A 17,640-nucleotide genomic window follows, 5' to 3' on the forward strand; every position below is an offset into this window, starting at 1 on the left:
CGAAAACGTGATTCGACTGAGAAAGTTCGATCATGGCAAGTGTCACCGAACTCATCGGTCAGTCCGTTTGGGACTCCAATGGGGTGTGGGTCGGCCATGTCGTCGACATCCGCGTGCGCCAGCACAAAGGCGAGCTGCAGCAGAGCCACACCGTTTACGGTCTCGTCGTGTCGGGCCGGCGCGCGCCGTTCCTGCTCGGGTTCACGCGCGAACGTCAGGGCCGCCACGCCTGGGTCTCGCGTGCGCTGGCCCGCATGGCGTACGTGGGCTGCACGTTCGTGCCCTGGGCGGCCGTCGCGGACTACGGCGGAGGAGAGGTGCACATCGGCGTGCTCAGAAAAGAGCTGACCAGGGTCTGAATCCGAACTTCAGTACATTGCAAGCGCCCGTCTAGCAACATCAGCTAACTTCTTTGTGGTCAAAAGTCCACAATGTGAGTTGAGTGATGTCTGCCAATAATCCCCCTTACGGTCAGGATCCTGACCGTACGACGGCGTACAACTGGAATCAGGGACAGCAGCCGGAGCACCCTCCGCCCACAGGTCAGCCGTACCCGCCGCAGCAGCCCTACCCACCACAGCAGCAGCCGTACGGCCAGCAGGGCTCCTACGGCCAGCAGCAGCCCTACAACCCGCAGCAGGGGTACGGCCAGCAGCCCCCCTCCTACGGTCAGCAGGGCCAGCAGCAACAGGGTTGGCAACAGCAGGATCAGGCACAGCAGGGTTGGCAGCAGCAGAACCAGCACGCCCAGTCCGGCTGGCAACAGCAGGGGCCCGAAGGTTTCGGCCCTGCTGAGCCGGACAAGAAGGGCCGTAAGACCTGGATCATCGCCGCGGCGGCCGCGCTCGCGGTGATCCTTTTCGGCGGCGGCGCGGTGTGGGCCGTCGGCGCCCTCGGCGGTGGCGGCACGCAGCCGAACGACGTGCTGCCCGCCGACTCGATCGCCTACGCCCGGCTCGACCTGGACCCGGCCGCGAACCAGAAGCTGGCGCTGTTCCAGCTCGCCGGCAAGTTCACGGTCACCAAGGACACCTTCAAGGGCGACGACCCGCGCAAGGCCCTGTTCGACATGATCAACGAGAGCGCCGACACCAAGGTCGACTTCGCCAAGGACGTCGACCCCTGGCTGGGCAGCAGGATCGGCGTCGCCGCCGTGCCCTCCGGCAAGGAGGAGCCCGACTTCGCGGTGGCCATCCAGGTCAAGGACCAGGAGCAGGCCAAGGCCGGTCTCGCCAAGCTGCTCAAGGGCGACAAGTACGGCCTCAGCTTCCGCGAGGACTACGCGCTGCTGAGCACCACCCAGCAGCTCACCGACAAGTACGCCGGCGCAGAGGGCAGCCTGACCGACAACGCCAAGTTCAGCGAGGACATGGGCGCGGTCGGCGAGCAGGGCGTGCTGTCGTTCTGGGCCGACATGGGCGGGCTGCTCAGTGTGGTCGGCAAGGAGTTCACGGCCGCTCAGGGCCCGGCCATCGACATGGTCAAGAACGCCAGGTACGCCGGCGCCCTGCGCTTCGACAGCGCCTACGTCGAGCTCGCCGGCACGGTCAGGGGCGTGGACGGCATGCTGCCCGAGGGCGACCTGCCCCCCGCGAACCTGGGCACCCTGCCCGCCACCACCGCGGGCGCCGTGTCGATCTCCGGCATGGACCAGGCCGTCACCAAGCAGTGGGCCGAGATCCAGAAGCAGGCCTCGGCCGCGGGCTCCAACCAGATCACCCAGATGATCCAGCAGGCCCAGACCCAGTTCGGCCTGCAGCTTCCCGCCGACCTGAGCACGGTGCTCGGCAAGAACTTCACGCTCGCGGTCGACAGCGAGGGCCTGGGCGGCGACACGGTCAAGGCCGGCGCGCGCGTGGCCACCGACGACCCGGCCAAGGCTCAGGCGATCGTCGACAAGGTCCTGCAGGGCATGAGCCAGGGCGGCCAGGGCCCGCAGGTCGGCAAGAGCACCGGTGACGGCGTCTTCACGCTGGGCACGACGAACGACTACGCCAAGAAGCTGTCGGAGGAGGGCACGCTCGGCGACTCCGAGACGTACCAGACCGCGATCGCCGACGGGGACGGGGCGAACTTCGCGATCTTCGCGGACCTGGACAAGATCGAGAACTTCTACCTCGGTTCCATGCAGGGCGATGAGAAGGCCAACCTGCAGGTGCTGCGGGCCGTCGGGCTGAGCGGCAAGCAGAGCGCCACCGAGGCGACGTTCTCGCTGCGGGTGCTGTTCAACTAGGACACGAAAAAGGGCGGCCGGTCGGGGGACCTGCCGCCCTTTTCGTTCACGCCCAGAGCTGGCCTTCCAGGCGCTCTTCCGCCTCGTCCAGGGTGCCCTCGTACGCGCCCGTGGACAGGTACTTCCAGCCGCCGTCGGCCACCACGAACACCACGTCGGCCCGCTCGCCCGCCTTGACCGCCTTCGCGGCCACCCCGAGCGCCGCGTGCAGCGCCGCCCCGGTGGACACCCCGGCGAAGATGCCCTCGGAGGCGAGCAGCTCGCGGGTGCGCCGCAGGGCGTCGGCGGAGCCGACCGAGAAGCGGGTGGTCAGCACGGACTCGTCGTAGAGCTCGGGGATGAACCCCTCGTCCACGTTGCGCAGCCCGTAGACCAACTCGCCGTAGCGGGGCTCGGCGGCGACGATCTGGACGCCGGGCACCCGCTCGCGCAGGAACCGCCCGACCCCCATCAGCGTCCCCGTCGTGCCGAGGCCCGCCACGAAGTGGGTGACGGTGGGCAGGTCCTCGAGGATCTCGGGGCCCGTGCTCTCGTAGTGGGAGCGCCAGTTGGCCGGGTTTCCGTACTGGTAGAGCATCACCCAGGACGGGTTGCGCTCCGCCAGCTCCTTGGCCACGCGCACGGCCTCGTTGGAGCCGCCCGCGGCGGGCGAGGAGATGATCTCCGCGCCCCACATGCGCAGCAACTGGCGGCGCTCCTGCGAGGTGTTCTCCGGCATCACGCAGATCAGCTTGTAGCCCTTGAGCTTGGCCGACATGGCCAGCGAGATGCCGGTGTTGCCGCTGGTGGGCTCCAGGATCGTGCAGCCCGGCGTGAGCAGGCCGTCCTTCTCGCCCTGCTCGACCATCCACAGCGCGGGCCGATCCTTGATGGAGCCGGTCGGGTTGCGGTCTTCGAGCTTGGCCCACAGTCGTACGTCGCCGGACGGGGACAACCTCGGCAACCCGACGAGGGGCGTGCGACCGACCGAGTCGATCAGCGAATCGAACCGCATCTCATCCGCCGGCGACGGCCGGGAGCACGGTCACCGTGTCGCCGTCGGACACCGGTGTGCCGAGGCCGCCCAGGAAGCGCACGTCCTCGTCGTTGAGGTAGACGTTGACGAAACGGCGCAGGGCGCCCTGGTCGACCAGGCGCGCCTTGATGCCGGGGTGGCGGGACTCCAGGTTGGTGATCAGCTCGTCGAGGGTGGCGCCCTCGGCCTCGACCGCCTTGGCGCCGTCGGTGTAAGTACGCAGGATGGTCGGAATGCGAACGTTGATGGCCATCGCGGTCAGTCTCCTCAGGTCAAGTCGTCGTCCCATCGGCAGCAACACCGACGGCTGGGTGGGGATTCCGAAAAAACCTGCTCGCGTCACGCTGCCGCCCGGCTGGCGTTCCAGGGGCGTGGCGGCGGGCCGCTCGGCAGGCGCCGCTAGGGACAGTCGTAGACGACGACGGCCGGAGTGTGCGCGAAGAGGAAGCTCTGCACAGCCCTGACCATCATGGGAGAAACCTTACCTCTTCCTCCGTGACGACACCGTCGAGGATCCGGTAGGACCGGAACTCCACCTCGGTCTCGTCCCATGCGGAGACCAGCACGTAGTGGGCCTGCGGCTCCTGGGCCAGCAAGACGTCGGAGCGCGAGGGGTAGGCCTCGGTGGCCGTGTGGGAGTGGTAGATCACGACGGGCTCTTCGTCGCGGTCGTCCATCTCGTTCCAGACGCGCAGCTGCTCCTTGGAGTCGAACCGGTAGAAGGTCGGGGAACGCTCGGCGTTCTCCATCGGGACGAACCGCTCGGGGACACCGTTCCTGCCCGCGATGACGCCGCACGCCTCGTCGGGGTGATCGGCCCGGGCGTGCGCGACGATCTTGTCCACGAGTTCCTGCGAGATCGACAGCATGCCCGGAAGCTACCAGAGGGCCCGGACCAGGCTGTCCTGGAGGTAGGTCAGCCAGTCGTAGGTGACGTACGCCGGGTAACGGGGGTCGTCCTCGGACATCGTGGCGATCTCGTCGTGGACCTCCTCGGTCACCTCGAGTTTGATGCCGAGCGTGAGGCGTACGTCGTTGAGCGAGCGCAGCCAGGCCTGGGCCTGATCGGGCGTCAGCTCCGCGCGGCCCGGCTTGGCGGTGTCGAAGACGGTCTGGGCGTCGGCCCGTTTGCCCTCGCGCAGCGTCGCCTCGGTGTAGCGGCGGAACTCCGAGGCCTCCTTCTCATCCTCGTACGCCGACGGGAAGAGCCTGGCCAGCACCGGGTCGGAGGGCGCCTCCCCCGCGCCGATGCCGAGGGCCCGCTCAAGCGGGTCGTCACCGACGCGGCCGGGCGCCACGAGGCCGAGCATCATCGACACGAGCGAGCGCAGCAGCGAGACCTCGGCGGCCTCGAAGCGCGCGACGACGCCGCCGGACCTGCCCGGCGAGAACCCCGACGTCACGCGTGCCGCCTCACTGTCCCCTTGGAAGTCACGAACCCAGCTTGCCTCACTCGCTTCATTTATCCGAATCCGACTGGACCGTCGCCCACAGGCCGTAGGAGTGGAGAATCTGCACATCGCGTTCCATCTCTTCACGCGTGCCACTGGACACGACGGCCTTGCCTTTGTGATGGACGTCCATCATGAGCTTCTCTGCCTTCTCCTTCGTGTACCCGAAGACCGTTTGGAAGACATAGGTCACGTAGGACATCAGGTTGACCGGGTCGTTCCAGACGATGGTCACCCATGGCAGATCGGGCCGGACGTCCGATGACGGACGCTCAACGGCGATTGGAGCGGTGCTACCCACATCCATGAGTCTGCCCTATCTGGGCCGTAGTCTTCGAGTCGTGACAATGCCCATGAGCACTGCGTTGCTTACTGATCACTATGAGCTGACGATGCTGCAGGCCGCGCTGCGGAGCGGAGCGGCGCATCGGCGCGCGGTTTTCGAGGTGTTCGCCAGGCATCTTCCCGGTGGTCGGCGCTACGGCGTGGTCGCGGGTACGGGACGTGTCCTGGACGAACTGGAGAACTTCCGTTTCGGCGACGAAGAACTCTCCTACCTGAGAGAACACCAGATCGTCGACGACTCCACTCTGGCGTTTCTGGCCGATTACCGGTTTTCCGGGACCATCCACGGCTACCGGGAGGGCGACCTCTACTTCCCCGCCTCCCCGATCATGGTCGTGGAGGGCACGTTCGCCGAGGCCGTGCTGCTGGAGACGCTCGCGCTGTCCATACTCAACCACGACTGCGCGATCGCCTCCGCGGCCTCCCGCATGACCAACGCCGCGGGCAAGCGGCCGATCATCGAGATGGGCTCGCGCCGCACGCACGAAAGCGCCGCGGTGGCCGCCGCACGGGCCGCCTACATCGCGGGGTTCGCCTCGACCTCCAACCTGATGGCCGGGCGCGTGTACGGCGTCCCCACGGCCGGTACGGCGGCGCACGCGTTCACGCTGCTGCACGACTCCGAGAAGGAGGCGTTCGAGGCCCAGATCGCCTCTCTGGGCCCCGAGACGACCCTGCTGGTCGACACCTACGACGTGGCCGAGGCCGTCCGCACCGCCGTCGAACTGGCCGGGCCCAGGCTGGGCGCGGTCCGCATCGACTCCGGCGACCTGGCGGCGGCCGCCCAGGAGGTCAGGGAGCAGCTCGACGCCTTCGGCGCCTTCGACACCCGCATCCTGGTCACCTCCGACCTGGACGAGTACGCCATCGCCGCGCTCGCCGCCGCCCCCGTGGACGGGTACGGCGTCGGCACCTCCCTCGTGACCGGCTCGGGCGTGCCGACGGCGGCGCTGGTGTACAAGCTGGTGGCTCGGGAGACGGCCACGGGCAGGCTGGAGCCTGTGGCCAAGCGCTCGGTCGGCAAGCCGTCACGCGGGGGCCGCAAGGACGCCTACCGGCTCATGGACGAGGCAGGACACGCCGACACCGAACTGATCACCACCGGCGGCCTCGTCCCCGAGGGCGGTGTCCCCCTGCTGCACGAGCTCGTCCGCGACGGGGAGGTCGTCGGCGGGGAGCCCCTTTCAGCCGCCCGCGAACGCCATGCGCGTGCCGTCGCCACCCTCCCCCAGGAGGCACTCCACCTGGGCCGGGGGTACGCGGCCATCCCCACGGAATTCGCCTGACGTATCGTGCTGCCTATGGGCACTGCGCTGATCGTCGTCGACGTGCAGAACGACTTCTGCGAAGGCGGCTCCCTGGCCGTGGCCGGGGGCTCGGAGGTCGCGGCGGCGATCACCCGCCACCTGGCCGAACACGGCTACGACCACGTGGTCGCCACCCGTGATTACCACATCTCGCCCGGCGACCACTTCTCCGGCTCCCCCGACTACGTCTTCACCTGGCCCGCCCACTGCGTGGCCGGCACGCCGGGCGCCGACTTCCACCCCTCCTTCGACGTGTCGGGGGTGGAGGAGGTCTTCAGCAAGGGCGCCTACTCGGCCGCCTACAGCGGCTTCGAGGGCCTGTCGAGCGACGGGGCGCCGCTGGCGGAGTGGCTCAGGGAGCGCGGGGTCCACGAGGTCGACGTCGTCGGCATCGCCACCGACCACTGCGTCAAGGCCACGGCGCTGGACGCGGTCAAGAACGGGCTGGCGGTGCGGGTGCTGCTGAACCTGACGGCGGGGGTGTCGCCCACCACCACGGAGGCGGCGCTGGCCCAGCTGCGCGACGCGGGCACCACCCTCCAAGGGGCGCCCGCACTGGGCTGACCACGCGGATCCAACCTCATTTCCGCCACCCTTCCACAGGGGCCTCACCACTCTCGATCACGAAGAGTACGCAGTGCACAACGCTGCGGTCATGTGATATCCAAGAGGACGAACCCTCTCCGAAACTGAACTAACACGGTGAGTGATTCGACTTCGTCCTCTTGTGGAGGTCTCCTCATGCTGGCCCTCTCCCTTGGCTTGGCCTGGCTCCTCCTTGCCCCCCTCGCCCTGTGGTTGCTCATCAGGGGCACAGGGGGCGAGCGCATGACCGCGATCGTGACGCTGGTGCTGCTGGAGGGCGGCACGATCGTGATGAGCTCCGCCGCCCTCCCCCAGGCCTCGCCGTCCCGGCCCGCGGCGGCGGCTCATGCGGCGCCGCAGCCGTGCGCCGCGCGCACCCCCGTTCCCACCTCGGCCACGGTCAGCAAGGAGCTCGTGCTGTCCTGGGCGGCGGCGCCGCACGAGTGCGCGACCGCCGACGTCGTCGTCAGGACGCATGGCAGGAAGGTGCTGGTGTGGCTGCATGAAGGGCCGACGGCGGGGACACACCGGCCGGTGCTCACGCTGCCGGTCAGCGTCAAGGGCCACACGGCAGCGCTGAAGGTCCCGTTGAAGGAGAAATCAGGCTACGTCCCGGTCGATGGGCGGACGGGGCGACGCATCCCGCTTTCGGCGCCGATCTGATCGGTTAGGGTTCTCCGCCGTGACGACCGAACCCGATTACCTGCGTACCACCCGCGCGTCCTACGACGCCATCGCCTCCGAGTACGCCGAGGTCTTCCGCGACGAGCTGGCCGGCAAGCCGCTCGATCGGGCGATGTTCGCCGCGTTCGCCGAACTCGTCCTGACCGGCGGCGGAGGCCGGGTCCTGGACGTCGGGTCGGGCCCCGGTCACGCCACGGCCCACCTGCACGGGCTGGGCCTGGACGTCTCGGGCGTGGACCTGTCGCCGGAGATGGTGGCGCAGGCCCGCCGCGCGTATCCGGGCCTGCGGTTCGAGGAGGGCTCGATGCTGGCCCTCGACGCGCCGGACGCCTCGCTCGCCGGTCTGGTGGCCAACTACTCGATCATCCACATCCCCGCGGAGCTGCTGCCCGAGGTGTTCGGCGAGTTCCGCCGGGTGCTGGCCCCCGGGGGCCGGGCGCTGGTGGTCTTCCAGGTCGGGGACGAGACGACGCACAGGACGGAGGCGTTCGGCCGGGAGATCTCGCTCGACGCCGGCCGCCTGCGGCCGGACCACGTCGAGCGGCTCCTGGGCGAGGCCGGGTTGCCGGTGGAGGCGCGGCTGCTCCGCGAGCCCAGGCAGGGCATGGAGCCGACGCCGCAGGCCTGCCTGCTGGCCCGCAGACCGGCTTAGGGCGGGGCGGCCACCGCCGTTCGCAGGGCGTCGTCGAGGTGGGCGAACACCTCGAACGCGTGCCGCAGCCCGGTGATCGACAACACCCTGGCCATGACACCCTGTACCCCGCCGAGCAGCAGCCTGGTGTCCCTGGCCTCGCAGCGGTGGAGGATCTCGACGAGCTCGTTCATCCCCATCGAGTCGCAGAAGGAGACCTCGCCGAGGTCGAGGATCAGGAACTTCTTCGGGGGAAGCTCCCAGACGCGCCGCAGGTGCTCTCTCAGCACCGGCAGCGCGTCGACGTCCAGCTCGCCCTCGAGCCTGATGAGAATGGCGTTTCGAGAGACGCCGGAAGCGACGTCCAGGGTCGGCTTTCCAGTGGCTTCAGACGACATGGGCAAGCCCTCCCGCGTATCCGGAGCCAAGCCAAGGTTGTTCTTGCCGCTTCCTCCGAGCTTCTAACAGAAGGCCACCGCTCTGTGGCCAAATCCACACAGTCACGCGCCGTAGCCGCCCCGGGGGCGGCTACGGCGCCTGGCGCTAACGCCGCTGGGTGGCCCAGCGGCGGATGGTGTCGATGCGCTCCTGGATCTGCTCGGCCGTGGCCTGCGCGATCGGCGGGCCGCCGCACGAGCGGCGCAGGTCGGAGTGGATGACGCCGTGGGGCTGGCCCGTGCGGTGGTTCCAGGCGCCGACCAGGCCGTTGAGCTCGCGTCTGAGCTCCGCGATCTGCTCGTGCGGCGCCAGAACCGGCTCGCGCGGCTCCTCGTCCGCCTGCTTGCGCTTGGCGGCCTGCTGGTCGGACTGCCGCTTGCGCAGCAGCGTCGCCACCTGGTCGGGTTCAAGCAGGCCGGGCAGGCCGATGAAGTCTTCCTCCTCGGCCGAGCCGACCTCCGCGCCCGTACCGAACTCGCCGCCGTCGAACAGCACCCGGTCGAAGGTGGCGGAGGTCTCCATCGTCTCGAACGGCAACTCGTCGCCGAGGACGTCGGGATTGTCCTTCTTGCGGTTGGCCTGCTCCAGCAGGCTGTCGTCGAGGCCGTCCTCTGGAGGCCGCTTGTTGAGCACGTGGTCGCGCTCGACCTCCATCTCGTTGGCCAGGCCGAGCAGCGTGGGCACCGAGGGCACGAAGACCGAGGCCATCTCTCCGCGCTTGCGGGCCCGCACGAAGCGGCCGACGGCCTGGGCGAAGAAGAGCGGGGTCGAGGTGGAGGTCGCGTAGACGCCCACGCACAGACGCGGGATGTCGACGCCCTCGGACACCATGCGCACGGCCACCAGCCAGCGGTCCTCCGAGGCCGCGAACTGCTTGATCTTCTTGGACGCGCCCGGGTCGTCGGACAGGACCACGGTGGCGCCCTCGCCGGTGATGTTGCGCAGGTGGCGGGCGTAGGCGCGGGCGGTCTCGTGGTCGGTGGCGATGACCAGGCCGCCCGCGTCGGGGACGCCCCTGCGCACCTCGGTGAGGCGGCGGTCGGCGGCCTGCATGACCTGGCGGATCCAGTCGCCCTTGGGGTCGAGCGCCGCCCGCCACGCCTGGGAGAGCTGGTCCTTGGTGAGCGGCGTGCCGAGCGTCGCGGCGATCTCGTCGCCCGCGCGCGTGCGCCACTTCATCTCGCCGGAGTAGGCCAGGAAGATGACCGGGCGCACGACGCCGTCGTCGAGGGCCGGGCCGTAGCCGTAGGAGTAGTCGGCGCGGCTGCGCTTGAAGCCCTCGGCGTCCTCCTCGTAGAGGACGAACGGGATCGGGTTGTCGTCGGACCTGAACGGCGTTCCGGTGAGCTGGAGCCGCCGGGTGGCGGGCTCGAAGGCCTCGCGCACGCCGTCGCCCCACGACTTGGCGTCGCCCGCGTGGTGCACCTCGTCGAAGATCACCAGCGTCTTGCGCGCCTCGGTGCGCGCCCTGTGCAGGGCGGGGTGCATGGCGACCTGCGCGTAGGTCACCGCGACCCCGGTGTAGTCGCGCGAGGTCGTGCCCTGGCTGTTCTTGAACTCCGGGTCGATGCCGATGCCGACCCGGCTGGCGGCGTCGGCCCACTGGCGCTTGAGGTGCTCGGTGGGCGTCACGATGGTGATCGCCTTGATCACCCCGTTGGCGAGCAACTCGCTGGCGATGCGCAGGGCGTAGGTCGTCTTGCCCGCGCCCGGCGTCGCCACGGTGAGGAAGTCACGCGGCTCGCGCCTGAAGTAGAGGTCGAACGCCTCCTGCTGCCAGGCGCGCAGCTTGGGGGCGGTGCCCCAGGCGGCGCGGTCGGGATAGGAAGGCGATAGGTGGGACGCGGCGAAGGTACTCACCGCATCACCTCTGGGGTTCGTGTGCGTCGCGTTCTCACAGTGACCCAAGAGTAATCGCGCCCACCGACAAGACGTGCCGTGAGCCGAGGATTGTGGCCAAGGTCTTCTCCACGTGTTAAGAGCCCGCGCTCATCGGCGCCGGATGCTCGTCATGACCGCGTCGAGCGCCTGCCTGCGGCCGGCTTCCTCGGGTTGGAGCAGTCCGACCAGCATGACGGCGTCCTCGTCGCGGGTGAGCAGCATCACCCGCAGGAACGCCGGGCGGTTGACCACGTCCCGGTACTCGGCCCGCAGCGCCCGGGTGTGTCCCTGGGGCACCGGCCGGTCCTCGACGACGCTCACGCGGTCGCCCTTGAGCAGGAGCCTGGAGTACAGCTCCGCCGCCTCCGCCGTGGCCTTCTTGACGTCCCGTACGGGCCCCGGCACGGACCTGGCCATCACGACCGCCCCGTCCTCGTTCCTGATCACCGAGGTGAACCCCGTCACCGGCGCCACCGCGCCCTCGCTCCACCCCTGCGGCAGCGTGGCCGTCACGCCCGCCAGCGAGTCGTTGAGCCGTCCCGTCTCCTCCGGCGGCGCGGTGAGCCGCAGCACCAGCACGGTGGCCGCCGCCACCAGCCCCACCGCGGCCAGCGCCGCCACCAGCACGCCCGCCCAGCGCCCCCACGCCCGGCTCGCCACGACGCGCCCGCGCGCCCCGGGGTCGGCCGGTGAGACGTGCATCCGGGCGGACGGGGGCAGCGGGTCCCATGCCTCGGTGCTGCGCATCCGAGGGTTCCACGGGGGCTCCTCGGGGCTCAGGTCCAGCGGCTCGGGCTCCCCCGAGCGTCCCCAGTCCGGTTCCTGCGGGCGCGCCGACTCGTACGGGCGCAGGCGCTCGCGCGGACGGGCCGGCTCAGACGGGCGGGCGGGCTCCTGCGGACGTTCACGCTCGTACGGGCGGACGCGATCAGAGGGGCGGGCCGGTTCTTGTTCGCGTACGGGCTCCAAGGGCCGTGCGGGACCGGCGAGCCCGTCGGCCCCCCATGTGTACCGCGGAGGAGTACGGCGGTGCCTGGGGGCCGGCTGCGGCGGCCAGACGCGGTGATCGTCCTCCATGGACACCTCCTCGTCCCGCTGTCCTATCACTCCCAGCCACCGAGGGCAGGCGAACGGTGATGGCAGTGACTGGAGTGACGGAAATCAGCGTGTGCGCCCGGCGAGCACCGTGGCGGCGAACGCGACGGCGGCCATGAGGCACGCGATGCCGACGAACCCGGTGGCGATCTGGTCGGGGGCGTGCCCGACGAGGTTGATCAGCGCCCCGCCGATCCCGATCGACAGCGCGGAGCCGAGCATGTCCGTGGCCGACAGCGCCGCCGAGTTGGCGCCCTGCTCGTTGACCGGCGACTGCTTGAGCGCGGTGATGCTGACCGTGGTCATGCCGAAGCCCATCCCGAACCCGGCCACGATCCACGCGGGCACCGCGACCCACCCGGTGATGCCGGGCAGCGCCGACAGCAGGCAGATCAGGATCGAGACCATGACCAGCGCCGCGCCCAGCCTGATCCGTTTGTGCGCCTGGCCGGTCCGCCTGCTCTGCAGGTACGACCCGGCCGACCAGCCCAGGGCGCCCGTCGTCAGCGCGATCCCCGCGTCGCTCGCCGTGAAGCCCTTCACCTCCTGCAGCGCCAGCGGGATGAAGGAGTTCACCCCGAAGAAGGAGGCGGAGAAGAAGCCCCGCATCAGCACGGTCGTCGGCAGCCCGCGGGCGAACCGCAGCGCGGCGGGCGGCAGGAGCCGGTGCAGGCCGTACACCAGGGCCGCCAGCCCGGCCGCGGTCTCGACGGCTCCGAGCGCGGGCTGCAGGTGCAGCCGGTCCACGCCGTGCAGCAGCAGCCCGGCCCCGCCGGCCGCGGCGGTGGCGGCCAGCGTCATCGCCAGCGGGCGGGACCTCGGCCCGTCGCCCGGCCTGGCCTCGGCGGAGCCGCCCATGCGCAGCGCGGGCACGAGCATCGCCAGCGCGGGCAGAACCAGCGGGATGATCCCGAAGAAGACGTACCGCCAGCCCCACTGCTGCCCCACGAACCCGGCCACGGCCGGGCCGACCATCGCGGGCACCACCCAGGCCGCCGAGACGGCGGCGAACGCCTTGGGCCGCACCTCCATGGGGTAGACCCGGGCGATCATCACATACAGCGCGACGACCGAGGTGCCGGCGCCCAGCCCCTGCACCGCCCGCGCCACCAGAAACAGCACCGCCGACGACGCCGCGCCCGCCAGCGCCATCCCCGTCACGAACAGCAGCACCCCGGCCAGGAACGGCACCGCGTAGCCGCGCCGGTCCGACCAGAGCCCGGCCACCACGGTGGCGAACAGGCTGGCGATGAGGAAGGCCGAGAAGCTGAGCCCGTAGAGATCCAGCGCGTCGAGTTCCTTGGCCACGTCGGGCATGACGACGCCGACCGACATGCCCTCGAAGGCGATCAGCGTGGTGACGAGCAGGACGCCGAACGTGGCGACGCGGTACTCGGGCCCGAAGAGCCTGGCGGGTTTGAGGGGAGTGTCGGGTGCTTTCGGTACTGTCACCGACACATCGTAATTTGCCGGAAATCTAGATGTTCGATCGGTTCCGGTAGGCCACCCACATCTCGTGCATGCGCGCCGCCTGCCCGACCGTGAACTCCGACATGCAGCGGTCGTGGGCGTAGTCCATGAAGTTGTGCACAGGGTCCTTGCCGGGGCGCGTGCAGGTGTTCTTGTCCGGCGGGCACTCCAGCGTCGGTTTGGCCTCGGCCGGGGTGTCGTCGATGCCGTCGCCCGGCGTCTTGCAGCCGTTCTCGAAGGTGTGGAAGAGGCCGAGCCAGTGGCCGATCTCGTGCACGCCGGTGAAGCCGCGGTTGTAGTTGCTCATCGCGCCGCCCGGCAGGCTGCGCCAGTCGATCACGACGCCGTCGAGATAGGGCGACTGGACGTACCAGTAGGGGTAGGTGGCGAAGCCCAGCATGTGCTCGCTGAGCTGGGCGATGTAGAGGTTGAGCACGCTGGAGCCGCCCTTGTGCAGGACGGTCTTCATCGGCTTCTCGTTGCCGACGGGGTCGGCGAACCAGGCGGCGTTCTCGAAGACCGAGATGCCTTCGAGCTTGAAGCGCACGCCGGTGTCGACGCCGCCGTAGCCGCCCGAGTACGCGGTGTTGAGCACCTCGATCTGGGACCTGATCGTCTCGTCGGAGACCTTGCGCTCACCGTTGGTGACGACGTGCACCTGCGTGGGCACGGTGAAGGCGGCCGGCGGCCTGACCCCGTCGAGGCGCCTGCCGAGCTCGGCCATGACAATGCCCACGTCCTCCGGGCCGGGCGAACGCGGCCCCGGCAGAGGCCCGGCGACCGGCCGCACCCCCGGCACGGTCACGCCCGTACGCGCGCCGATCCCCCGGCCCTCCCCGACAGGCCCGGCGACCTCCCGGACTCCCTCGACGGGCCCGGCGGTCCCCCGAGCCCCCTCAACGAGCCCGGCGGCCTCCCTGGACCTTTCGACGGGCCCCGGCCGGTGCGGAGGGTGGCCCTCCGGGCCAGGAGCGGCGCAACCGGCCGCCCACGCGGCGTCGATCTGGAGCGGCGGCATGGAACCGGCCGCGAGCAGGCATGCCAAAGAAACGGCGGTCGAGCGACCGACCATGCAATCCCCCACACTACGGTCAGAAGCGATACGACTACCGACCGTAGCGGCATTTAGCGGAATTACACCTCAGCAACACTCACTGCTTGTTGCCGTCGCCGCCCTCGCCGCCACCCACGGGCAGGCCCTCGTAGATCTCCTTGCACTCCGGGCACACCGGGTACTTCTTGGGATCGCGGCTGGGCACCCAGACCTTGCCGCACAGCGCGCGGATGGGCGTGCCCGTCACCATGCTCTCGGTGATCTTGTGCTTGTCCGCGTAGTGGGCGAACCGTTCGTGATCGCCGTCGCCGTGCGACGTCTGCGGCGTGGTTTCCTGCTCAGGGAGGATTTTCGTGCTGCTCACCCCACCGAGTTTAGGCCCGGCCGCGAGCCTGTCCCCCCACATACGCGCAACGGCCCCCGCCGCGTGGCGGAGGCCGTACCGATCGGAGCCGGGCTCAGCCCATGTGCACGGGCGCGCCCTCGGACTTGCGACCGGCCTTGACGAACAGCGTCAGCGCGGCGGTGAGCACCGCGATGCAGGTGCTGACCAGGAAGGCCAGGTGCATGCCGTCCATGAACGAGTTGTGCACGGCGTCGATGAGCGGCTGCGGCGAGTTGGGCGGCGCGCCGCCGAACGCGGCCAGCTTCTCCAGGGCCTCCAACTGCGCGGGCGGGATGCCCTGGGCCGCGGGGCCGAGGTAGCCGGGCAGCTTGGCCGAAATCTCGGCGGCCATGACGGCGCCCAGGATCGCGGTGCCGAGCGCGCCGCCGACCTGCATGGCCGACTGCTGCACACCGGCGGCGACACCGCTCAGCTCGACCGGCGCGTTGCCCACGATGATCTCGGTGGCGCCCACGAACACCGGCGACAGGCCGAAGGCCAGCAGCAGGAACGGCAGACCGCTCTCGATGAAGGAGGCGTCGATGCTGAGGCGCGACATGAGGAACATCGAGGCCGCGGTGATCAGCAGACCGCCCGCCATCGTGATCTTCGGGCCGAACCTGCCGATCGCCATGCCCGCCAGCGGCGAGGCGACGATCATGCCGGCGCTCATCGGCAGCATGCGCAGACCGGCCTCCAGCGGGGTCAGGCCGTGCACACCCTGGAAGAAGAAGCCCAGGAAGAACATCGCGCCGAACATCGCGAAGGCGACCATCATCATCAGCACGGTGCCGATGGAGATCGAGGGGTTGGTGAACAGCGACAGCGGCACGAGCGGCTGCTTGGCCTTGCTCTGCCAGAAGATGAAGGCGCCGATGAGCACCGCGAACGCGCCCGCGAAGGTCAGCGTCGTGCTGTCGCCCCAGCCCCACTCGGGGGCCTTGATGATCGTCCAGACGAGCGAGAACATCGCGCCGGACAGCAGAACCACGCCCAGCCAGTCGATGCGCGCCAGCGTCTGCGCGCGGTTCTCCTTGATCAGCAGCATGCCCATGATCAGGGCGATGATGCCGACGGGCGCGTTGATGAAGAAGACGGACTCCCAGCTCACCTTCTGGACCAGCACGCCGCCCACGATCGGCCCCGCGGCGCTCGACAGGCCGATGATCGCGCCCCATGCGCCCATCGCCTGGTTCAGCTTCTCGCCGGGGAACGCGCTACGCAGCAGCGCCAGCGCGGCGGGCTGCAGCAACGCGCCGAACAGGCCCTGCAGCACACGCAGGGCGATCAGCGCGCCGACCGGCGACAGGCCGGGAATGATGGCGGCCAGCTCGGCGCTGAGACCGATGCCCACCGACGAGATCGCGAAGCCGGCCACACCGATCAGGAAGACCCTCTTGTGCCCGAACAGGTCGCCCAGCTTGCCCGCGGTGATCAGGAACACCGCCAGCGCCAACAGGTAGCCGCTGGTGACCCACTGCAGGTCGGACAGCGAGGCCCCCAGGTCGGCCTGGATGACCGGGTTGGCGATGCCCACGACCGTGCCGTCGAGCATCACCATGATGACGCCCAGGCAGACCGCCAGCAGCACCAGCCACGGGTTGCCCCCCGCGCCGGCCTTCGCGGAGCCTGGCGATGACGGCAGGTCTACCGCCTTCGCGTGAGCCATGAAGTCCCCCTAGTACCCGTACAGCCCCATGAAGGGGCATAAGTCACGTAAGCCTCAGGTAATCTATGTCAGCCGATGACATCTGACAAACGACTTTCATTCGGCGGACTATGACTTATGGCACACTATGACAGAAAGGTTTCCAGGGAGTGACGTCTGTGGGTCTGCGTGAACGCAAGAAGGAGAAGACGCGCCTGGCGCTCCTCGACGCGGCGCTGGACCTTTTCCTCGAACAAGGATACGAGTCGACCACGGTCGAGCAGATAGCGGGGGTGGTCGAAGTCTCCCCCCGCACCTTCTTCCGCTACTTCACCAGCAAGGACCACCTGGCCCTGTGGTTTCACGACCAGGGCGAGGAGATCATGCTGGACACCATGAGGTCCCGCCCGGAGGGGGAGCCGCCGTTCACCGCGCTCATGCACGCGCTGCGGGCGGTGCTGAGCGATCTGCACGACTCAACGCCCGAGGACAGCGAGAGGTTCCTGAAACTGCGGCGGCTCCTGGACAAATATCCGCACCTGGTCGGCCAGTCGGTCGCCCGGTCGGCGGAGACCGAGCAGCGGCTGGCCGGGCTGGTGGCCGCCCGCAGGGGCGTCGACCCCGGCGAGGACCAGCTCTCGCACCTCATCGTCGCCTACGGGATGTCCACGATGCGCGTGGGCTTCGAGTGCCCGCGCCACGACGGCACCATGCAGGAGGTCGTGCGCCGCATGGAGGAGACGATCGAGCTGGCGGAACGCTCACTCAGGCCGGGCTGGGACCTCTAGCGCAGCGCCGGGTCGTCTAGTTCTGCGTCGGGTCGTCCGGGCACGTCGCCACGAACGCCAGCTCGCCGGGCTGCCGCCGCAGCACGTGGCGCCAGAGCGAGCCGGGATCGGCGTTGAAGGTGTCGCCGGCCTCGGAGTCGACGACGTACCAGGCGCCCTCGGCGATCTCGCTTGCCAGCTGCCCCGACGTCCAGCCGGCGTACCCGGCGAAGATGCGCATCTGCGCGATCTCCCCCTGAAGGATCTCGGGTGGCGCGTCCAGGTCGACGGTGCCCAGGCGCGAGACGGCCGGTGTGCCCGCGTGCAGCCGGCGCCAGCCGAGGGGCTCCTCGCCGCTCGGGACGGCCGCCAGCGCCAGCGCGCTGTCGGTCTGCACGGGGCCGCCCTCGAAGAGCACCGGTGGGCCCGTCACCAGCGGGTCCCAGACGGGGAGCACCTGGGTCACCGAGATGTCGCTCGGTCTGTTGAGCACCACACCCAGGGTGCCGCCGTCGATGTCGTGTTCGAGGATCAGCACGACGCAACGCCGGAAGTTGGGGTCGTCGAGAAGCGGGGTCGCCACCAACAAACCACCGACGTAGATCGCTTCCGCCATATATCCATCATGAGGGGTTCGGAGCGTGCGCGCTC

Annotated in this window: 20 protein-coding genes; 7 read left to right on the forward strand and 13 right to left on the reverse strand. The window is 69.6% G+C overall.

Features of this window, described 5'->3' with window-relative positions; genetic code table 11:
- Positions 1 to 32 precede the first annotated feature (32 nt).
- Both ACFOY2_RS50350 and ACFOY2_RS50355 read left to right on the forward strand, forming a co-directional pair.
- Positions 33 to 359 (forward strand): hypothetical protein, encoded by a 327-nt coding sequence (locus tag ACFOY2_RS50350; RefSeq protein ID WP_379535300.1) that lies wholly within the window; start codon positions 33 to 35, stop codon positions 357 to 359.
- 86 nt (positions 360 to 445) lie between these two features.
- Positions 446 to 2,233, forward strand: a complete 1,788-nt coding sequence (locus tag ACFOY2_RS50355) for a DUF3352 domain-containing protein (RefSeq protein WP_379535336.1) — start codon at positions 446 to 448, stop codon at positions 2,231 to 2,233.
- Between the two features lie 46 nt (positions 2,234 to 2,279).
- Here ACFOY2_RS50355 and ACFOY2_RS50360 read toward each other — a convergent pair whose 3' ends face one another.
- From ACFOY2_RS50360 to clpS, 5 genes are all read right to left on the reverse strand, one after another.
- On the reverse strand, positions 2,280 to 3,227 hold the full coding sequence (locus ACFOY2_RS50360) for a PLP-dependent cysteine synthase family protein (protein WP_379535301.1): 948 nt from the start codon (positions 3,225 to 3,227) through the stop codon (positions 2,280 to 2,282).
- Position 3,228: 1 nt separating this feature from the next.
- Positions 3,229 to 3,501, reverse strand: coding sequence for a MoaD/ThiS family protein (locus tag ACFOY2_RS50365; protein ID WP_379535302.1), 273 nt, complete (start codon positions 3,499 to 3,501; stop codon positions 3,229 to 3,231).
- A 214-nt stretch (positions 3,502 to 3,715) separates the two neighbouring features.
- Positions 3,716 to 4,117: a Mov34/MPN/PAD-1 family protein gene (locus tag ACFOY2_RS50370; protein WP_379535303.1), complete on the reverse strand. Its 402-nt coding sequence runs from the start codon at positions 4,115 to 4,117 to the stop codon at positions 3,716 to 3,718.
- A 9-nt stretch (positions 4,118 to 4,126) separates the two neighbouring features.
- A complete protein-coding gene (locus tag ACFOY2_RS50375) occupies positions 4,127 to 4,651 on the reverse strand; it encodes a DUF2017 domain-containing protein (RefSeq protein WP_379535304.1) in 525 nt (174 codons plus the stop codon).
- 55 nt (positions 4,652 to 4,706) lie between these two features.
- Entirely contained in the window at positions 4,707 to 5,000 is a 294-nt protein-coding gene (gene clpS, locus ACFOY2_RS50380) for an ATP-dependent Clp protease adapter ClpS (RefSeq protein ID WP_379535305.1), read from the reverse strand.
- A gap of 46 nt (positions 5,001 to 5,046) precedes the next feature.
- Between clpS and ACFOY2_RS50385 the strand changes: the two genes are divergently transcribed.
- The 4 genes from ACFOY2_RS50385 (at position 5,047) to ACFOY2_RS50400 (ending at position 8,272) form a co-directional block, all read left to right on the forward strand.
- Positions 5,047 to 6,330: a nicotinate phosphoribosyltransferase gene (locus ACFOY2_RS50385; RefSeq protein ID WP_379535337.1), complete on the forward strand. Its 1,284-nt coding sequence runs from the start codon at positions 5,047 to 5,049 to the stop codon at positions 6,328 to 6,330.
- 15 nt (positions 6,331 to 6,345) lie between these two features.
- Complete coding sequence (locus ACFOY2_RS50390) at positions 6,346 to 6,915, forward strand: nicotinamidase (protein ID WP_379535306.1); 570 nt, start codon at positions 6,346 to 6,348, stop codon at positions 6,913 to 6,915.
- Between the two features lie 264 nt (positions 6,916 to 7,179).
- The gene (locus tag ACFOY2_RS50395) at positions 7,180 to 7,599 is read left to right on the forward strand and encodes a hypothetical protein (RefSeq protein WP_379535307.1); all 420 of its coding nucleotides are present in this window, start codon (positions 7,180 to 7,182) and stop codon (positions 7,597 to 7,599) included.
- A 19-nt stretch (positions 7,600 to 7,618) separates the two neighbouring features.
- Complete coding sequence (locus ACFOY2_RS50400; protein ID WP_379535308.1) at positions 7,619 to 8,272, forward strand: class I SAM-dependent DNA methyltransferase; 654 nt, start codon at positions 7,619 to 7,621, stop codon at positions 8,270 to 8,272.
- Here ACFOY2_RS50400 and ACFOY2_RS50405 read toward each other — a convergent pair.
- The 7 genes from ACFOY2_RS50405 to ACFOY2_RS50435 all read right to left on the reverse strand — a co-directional run bounded on the left by ACFOY2_RS50405 (position 8,269) and on the right by ACFOY2_RS50435 (position 16,243).
- A complete protein-coding gene (locus ACFOY2_RS50405) occupies positions 8,269 to 8,649 on the reverse strand; it encodes an STAS domain-containing protein (RefSeq protein ID WP_379535309.1) in 381 nt (126 codons plus the stop codon). The two genes, ACFOY2_RS50400 and ACFOY2_RS50405, sit on opposite strands and share 4 nt — an antisense overlap.
- A gap of 145 nt (positions 8,650 to 8,794) precedes the next feature.
- Entirely contained in the window at positions 8,795 to 10,549 is a 1,755-nt protein-coding gene (locus ACFOY2_RS50410; protein ID WP_379535310.1) for a DEAD/DEAH box helicase, read from the reverse strand.
- Positions 10,550 to 10,678: 129 nt separating this feature from the next.
- Positions 10,679 to 11,647 carry a hypothetical protein gene (locus ACFOY2_RS50415; protein ID WP_379535311.1) on the reverse strand — a complete coding sequence of 323 codons (969 nt, stop codon included), beginning with the start codon at positions 11,645 to 11,647 and terminating at the stop codon, positions 10,679 to 10,681.
- Between the two features lie 84 nt (positions 11,648 to 11,731).
- Complete coding sequence (locus tag ACFOY2_RS50420) at positions 11,732 to 13,117, reverse strand: MFS transporter (protein ID WP_379535312.1); 1,386 nt, start codon at positions 13,115 to 13,117, stop codon at positions 11,732 to 11,734.
- Positions 13,118 to 13,142: 25 nt separating this feature from the next.
- Positions 13,143 to 14,207 carry a zinc metalloprotease gene (locus ACFOY2_RS50425; RefSeq protein WP_379535313.1) on the reverse strand — a complete coding sequence of 355 codons (1,065 nt, stop codon included), beginning with the start codon at positions 14,205 to 14,207 and terminating at the stop codon, positions 13,143 to 13,145.
- Positions 14,208 to 14,286: 79 nt separating this feature from the next.
- Positions 14,287 to 14,553 carry a DUF3039 domain-containing protein gene (locus ACFOY2_RS50430; protein WP_379535314.1) on the reverse strand — a complete coding sequence of 89 codons (267 nt, stop codon included), beginning with the start codon at positions 14,551 to 14,553 and terminating at the stop codon, positions 14,287 to 14,289.
- Between the two features lie 94 nt (positions 14,554 to 14,647).
- Positions 14,648 to 16,243, reverse strand: coding sequence for an MFS transporter (locus ACFOY2_RS50435; RefSeq protein ID WP_379535315.1), 1,596 nt, complete (start codon positions 16,241 to 16,243; stop codon positions 14,648 to 14,650).
- 158 nt (positions 16,244 to 16,401) lie between these two features.
- Here ACFOY2_RS50435 and ACFOY2_RS50440 point away from each other — a divergent pair, with 158 nt between their 5' ends.
- A complete protein-coding gene (locus tag ACFOY2_RS50440) occupies positions 16,402 to 17,010 on the forward strand; it encodes a TetR family transcriptional regulator (protein WP_379535316.1) in 609 nt (202 codons plus the stop codon).
- Positions 17,011 to 17,026: 16 nt separating this feature from the next.
- On the opposite strand, the gene ACFOY2_RS50445 is transcribed toward ACFOY2_RS50440, so the two are convergent.
- Positions 17,027 to 17,605 (reverse strand): YqgE/AlgH family protein, encoded by a 579-nt coding sequence (locus ACFOY2_RS50445; protein ID WP_379535317.1) that lies wholly within the window; start codon positions 17,603 to 17,605, stop codon positions 17,027 to 17,029.
- Positions 17,606 to 17,640 lie beyond the last annotated feature (35 nt).

It is taken from the genome of Nonomuraea purpurea, from assembly GCF_042650645.1.
Taxonomy (GTDB): domain Bacteria; phylum Actinomycetota; class Actinomycetes; order Streptosporangiales; family Streptosporangiaceae; genus Nonomuraea; species Nonomuraea purpurea.

What these genes read in the sequence shown, in the direction of transcription:
- ACFOY2_RS50350 (WP_379535300.1), top strand. Translation starts at nt 33, where the DNA reads ATGGCAAGTGTCACCGAACTCATCGGTCAGTCCGTTTGGGACTCCAAT.
- ACFOY2_RS50355 (WP_379535336.1), top strand. Translation starts at nt 446, where the DNA reads ATGTCTGCCAATAATCCCCCTTACGGTCAGGATCCTGACCGTACGACG.
- ACFOY2_RS50360 (WP_379535301.1), bottom strand. Translation starts at nt 3,227, where the DNA reads ATGCGGTTCGATTCGCTGATCGACTCGGTCGGTCGCACGCCCCTCGTC.
- ACFOY2_RS50365 (WP_379535302.1), bottom strand. Translation starts at nt 3,501, where the DNA reads ATGGCCATCAACGTTCGCATTCCGACCATCCTGCGTACTTACACCGAC.
- ACFOY2_RS50370 (WP_379535303.1), bottom strand. Translation starts at nt 4,117, where the DNA reads ATGCTGTCGATCTCGCAGGAACTCGTGGACAAGATCGTCGCGCACGCC.
- ACFOY2_RS50385 (WP_379535337.1), top strand. Translation starts at nt 5,047, where the DNA reads ATGCCCATGAGCACTGCGTTGCTTACTGATCACTATGAGCTGACGATG.
- ACFOY2_RS50390 (WP_379535306.1), top strand. Translation starts at nt 6,346, where the DNA reads ATGGGCACTGCGCTGATCGTCGTCGACGTGCAGAACGACTTCTGCGAA.
- ACFOY2_RS50395 (WP_379535307.1), top strand. Translation starts at nt 7,180, where the DNA reads ATGACCGCGATCGTGACGCTGGTGCTGCTGGAGGGCGGCACGATCGTG.
- ACFOY2_RS50405 (WP_379535309.1), bottom strand. Translation starts at nt 8,649, where the DNA reads ATGTCGTCTGAAGCCACTGGAAAGCCGACCCTGGACGTCGCTTCCGGC.
- ACFOY2_RS50415 (WP_379535311.1), bottom strand. Translation starts at nt 11,647, where the DNA reads ATGGAGGACGATCACCGCGTCTGGCCGCCGCAGCCGGCCCCCAGGCAC.
- ACFOY2_RS50425 (WP_379535313.1), bottom strand. Translation starts at nt 14,207, where the DNA reads ATGGTCGGTCGCTCGACCGCCGTTTCTTTGGCATGCCTGCTCGCGGCC.
- ACFOY2_RS50435 (WP_379535315.1), bottom strand. Translation starts at nt 16,243, where the DNA reads ATGGCTCACGCGAAGGCGGTAGACCTGCCGTCATCGCCAGGCTCCGCG.
- ACFOY2_RS50445 (WP_379535317.1), bottom strand. Translation starts at nt 17,605, where the DNA reads ATGGCGGAAGCGATCTACGTCGGTGGTTTGTTGGTGGCGACCCCGCTT.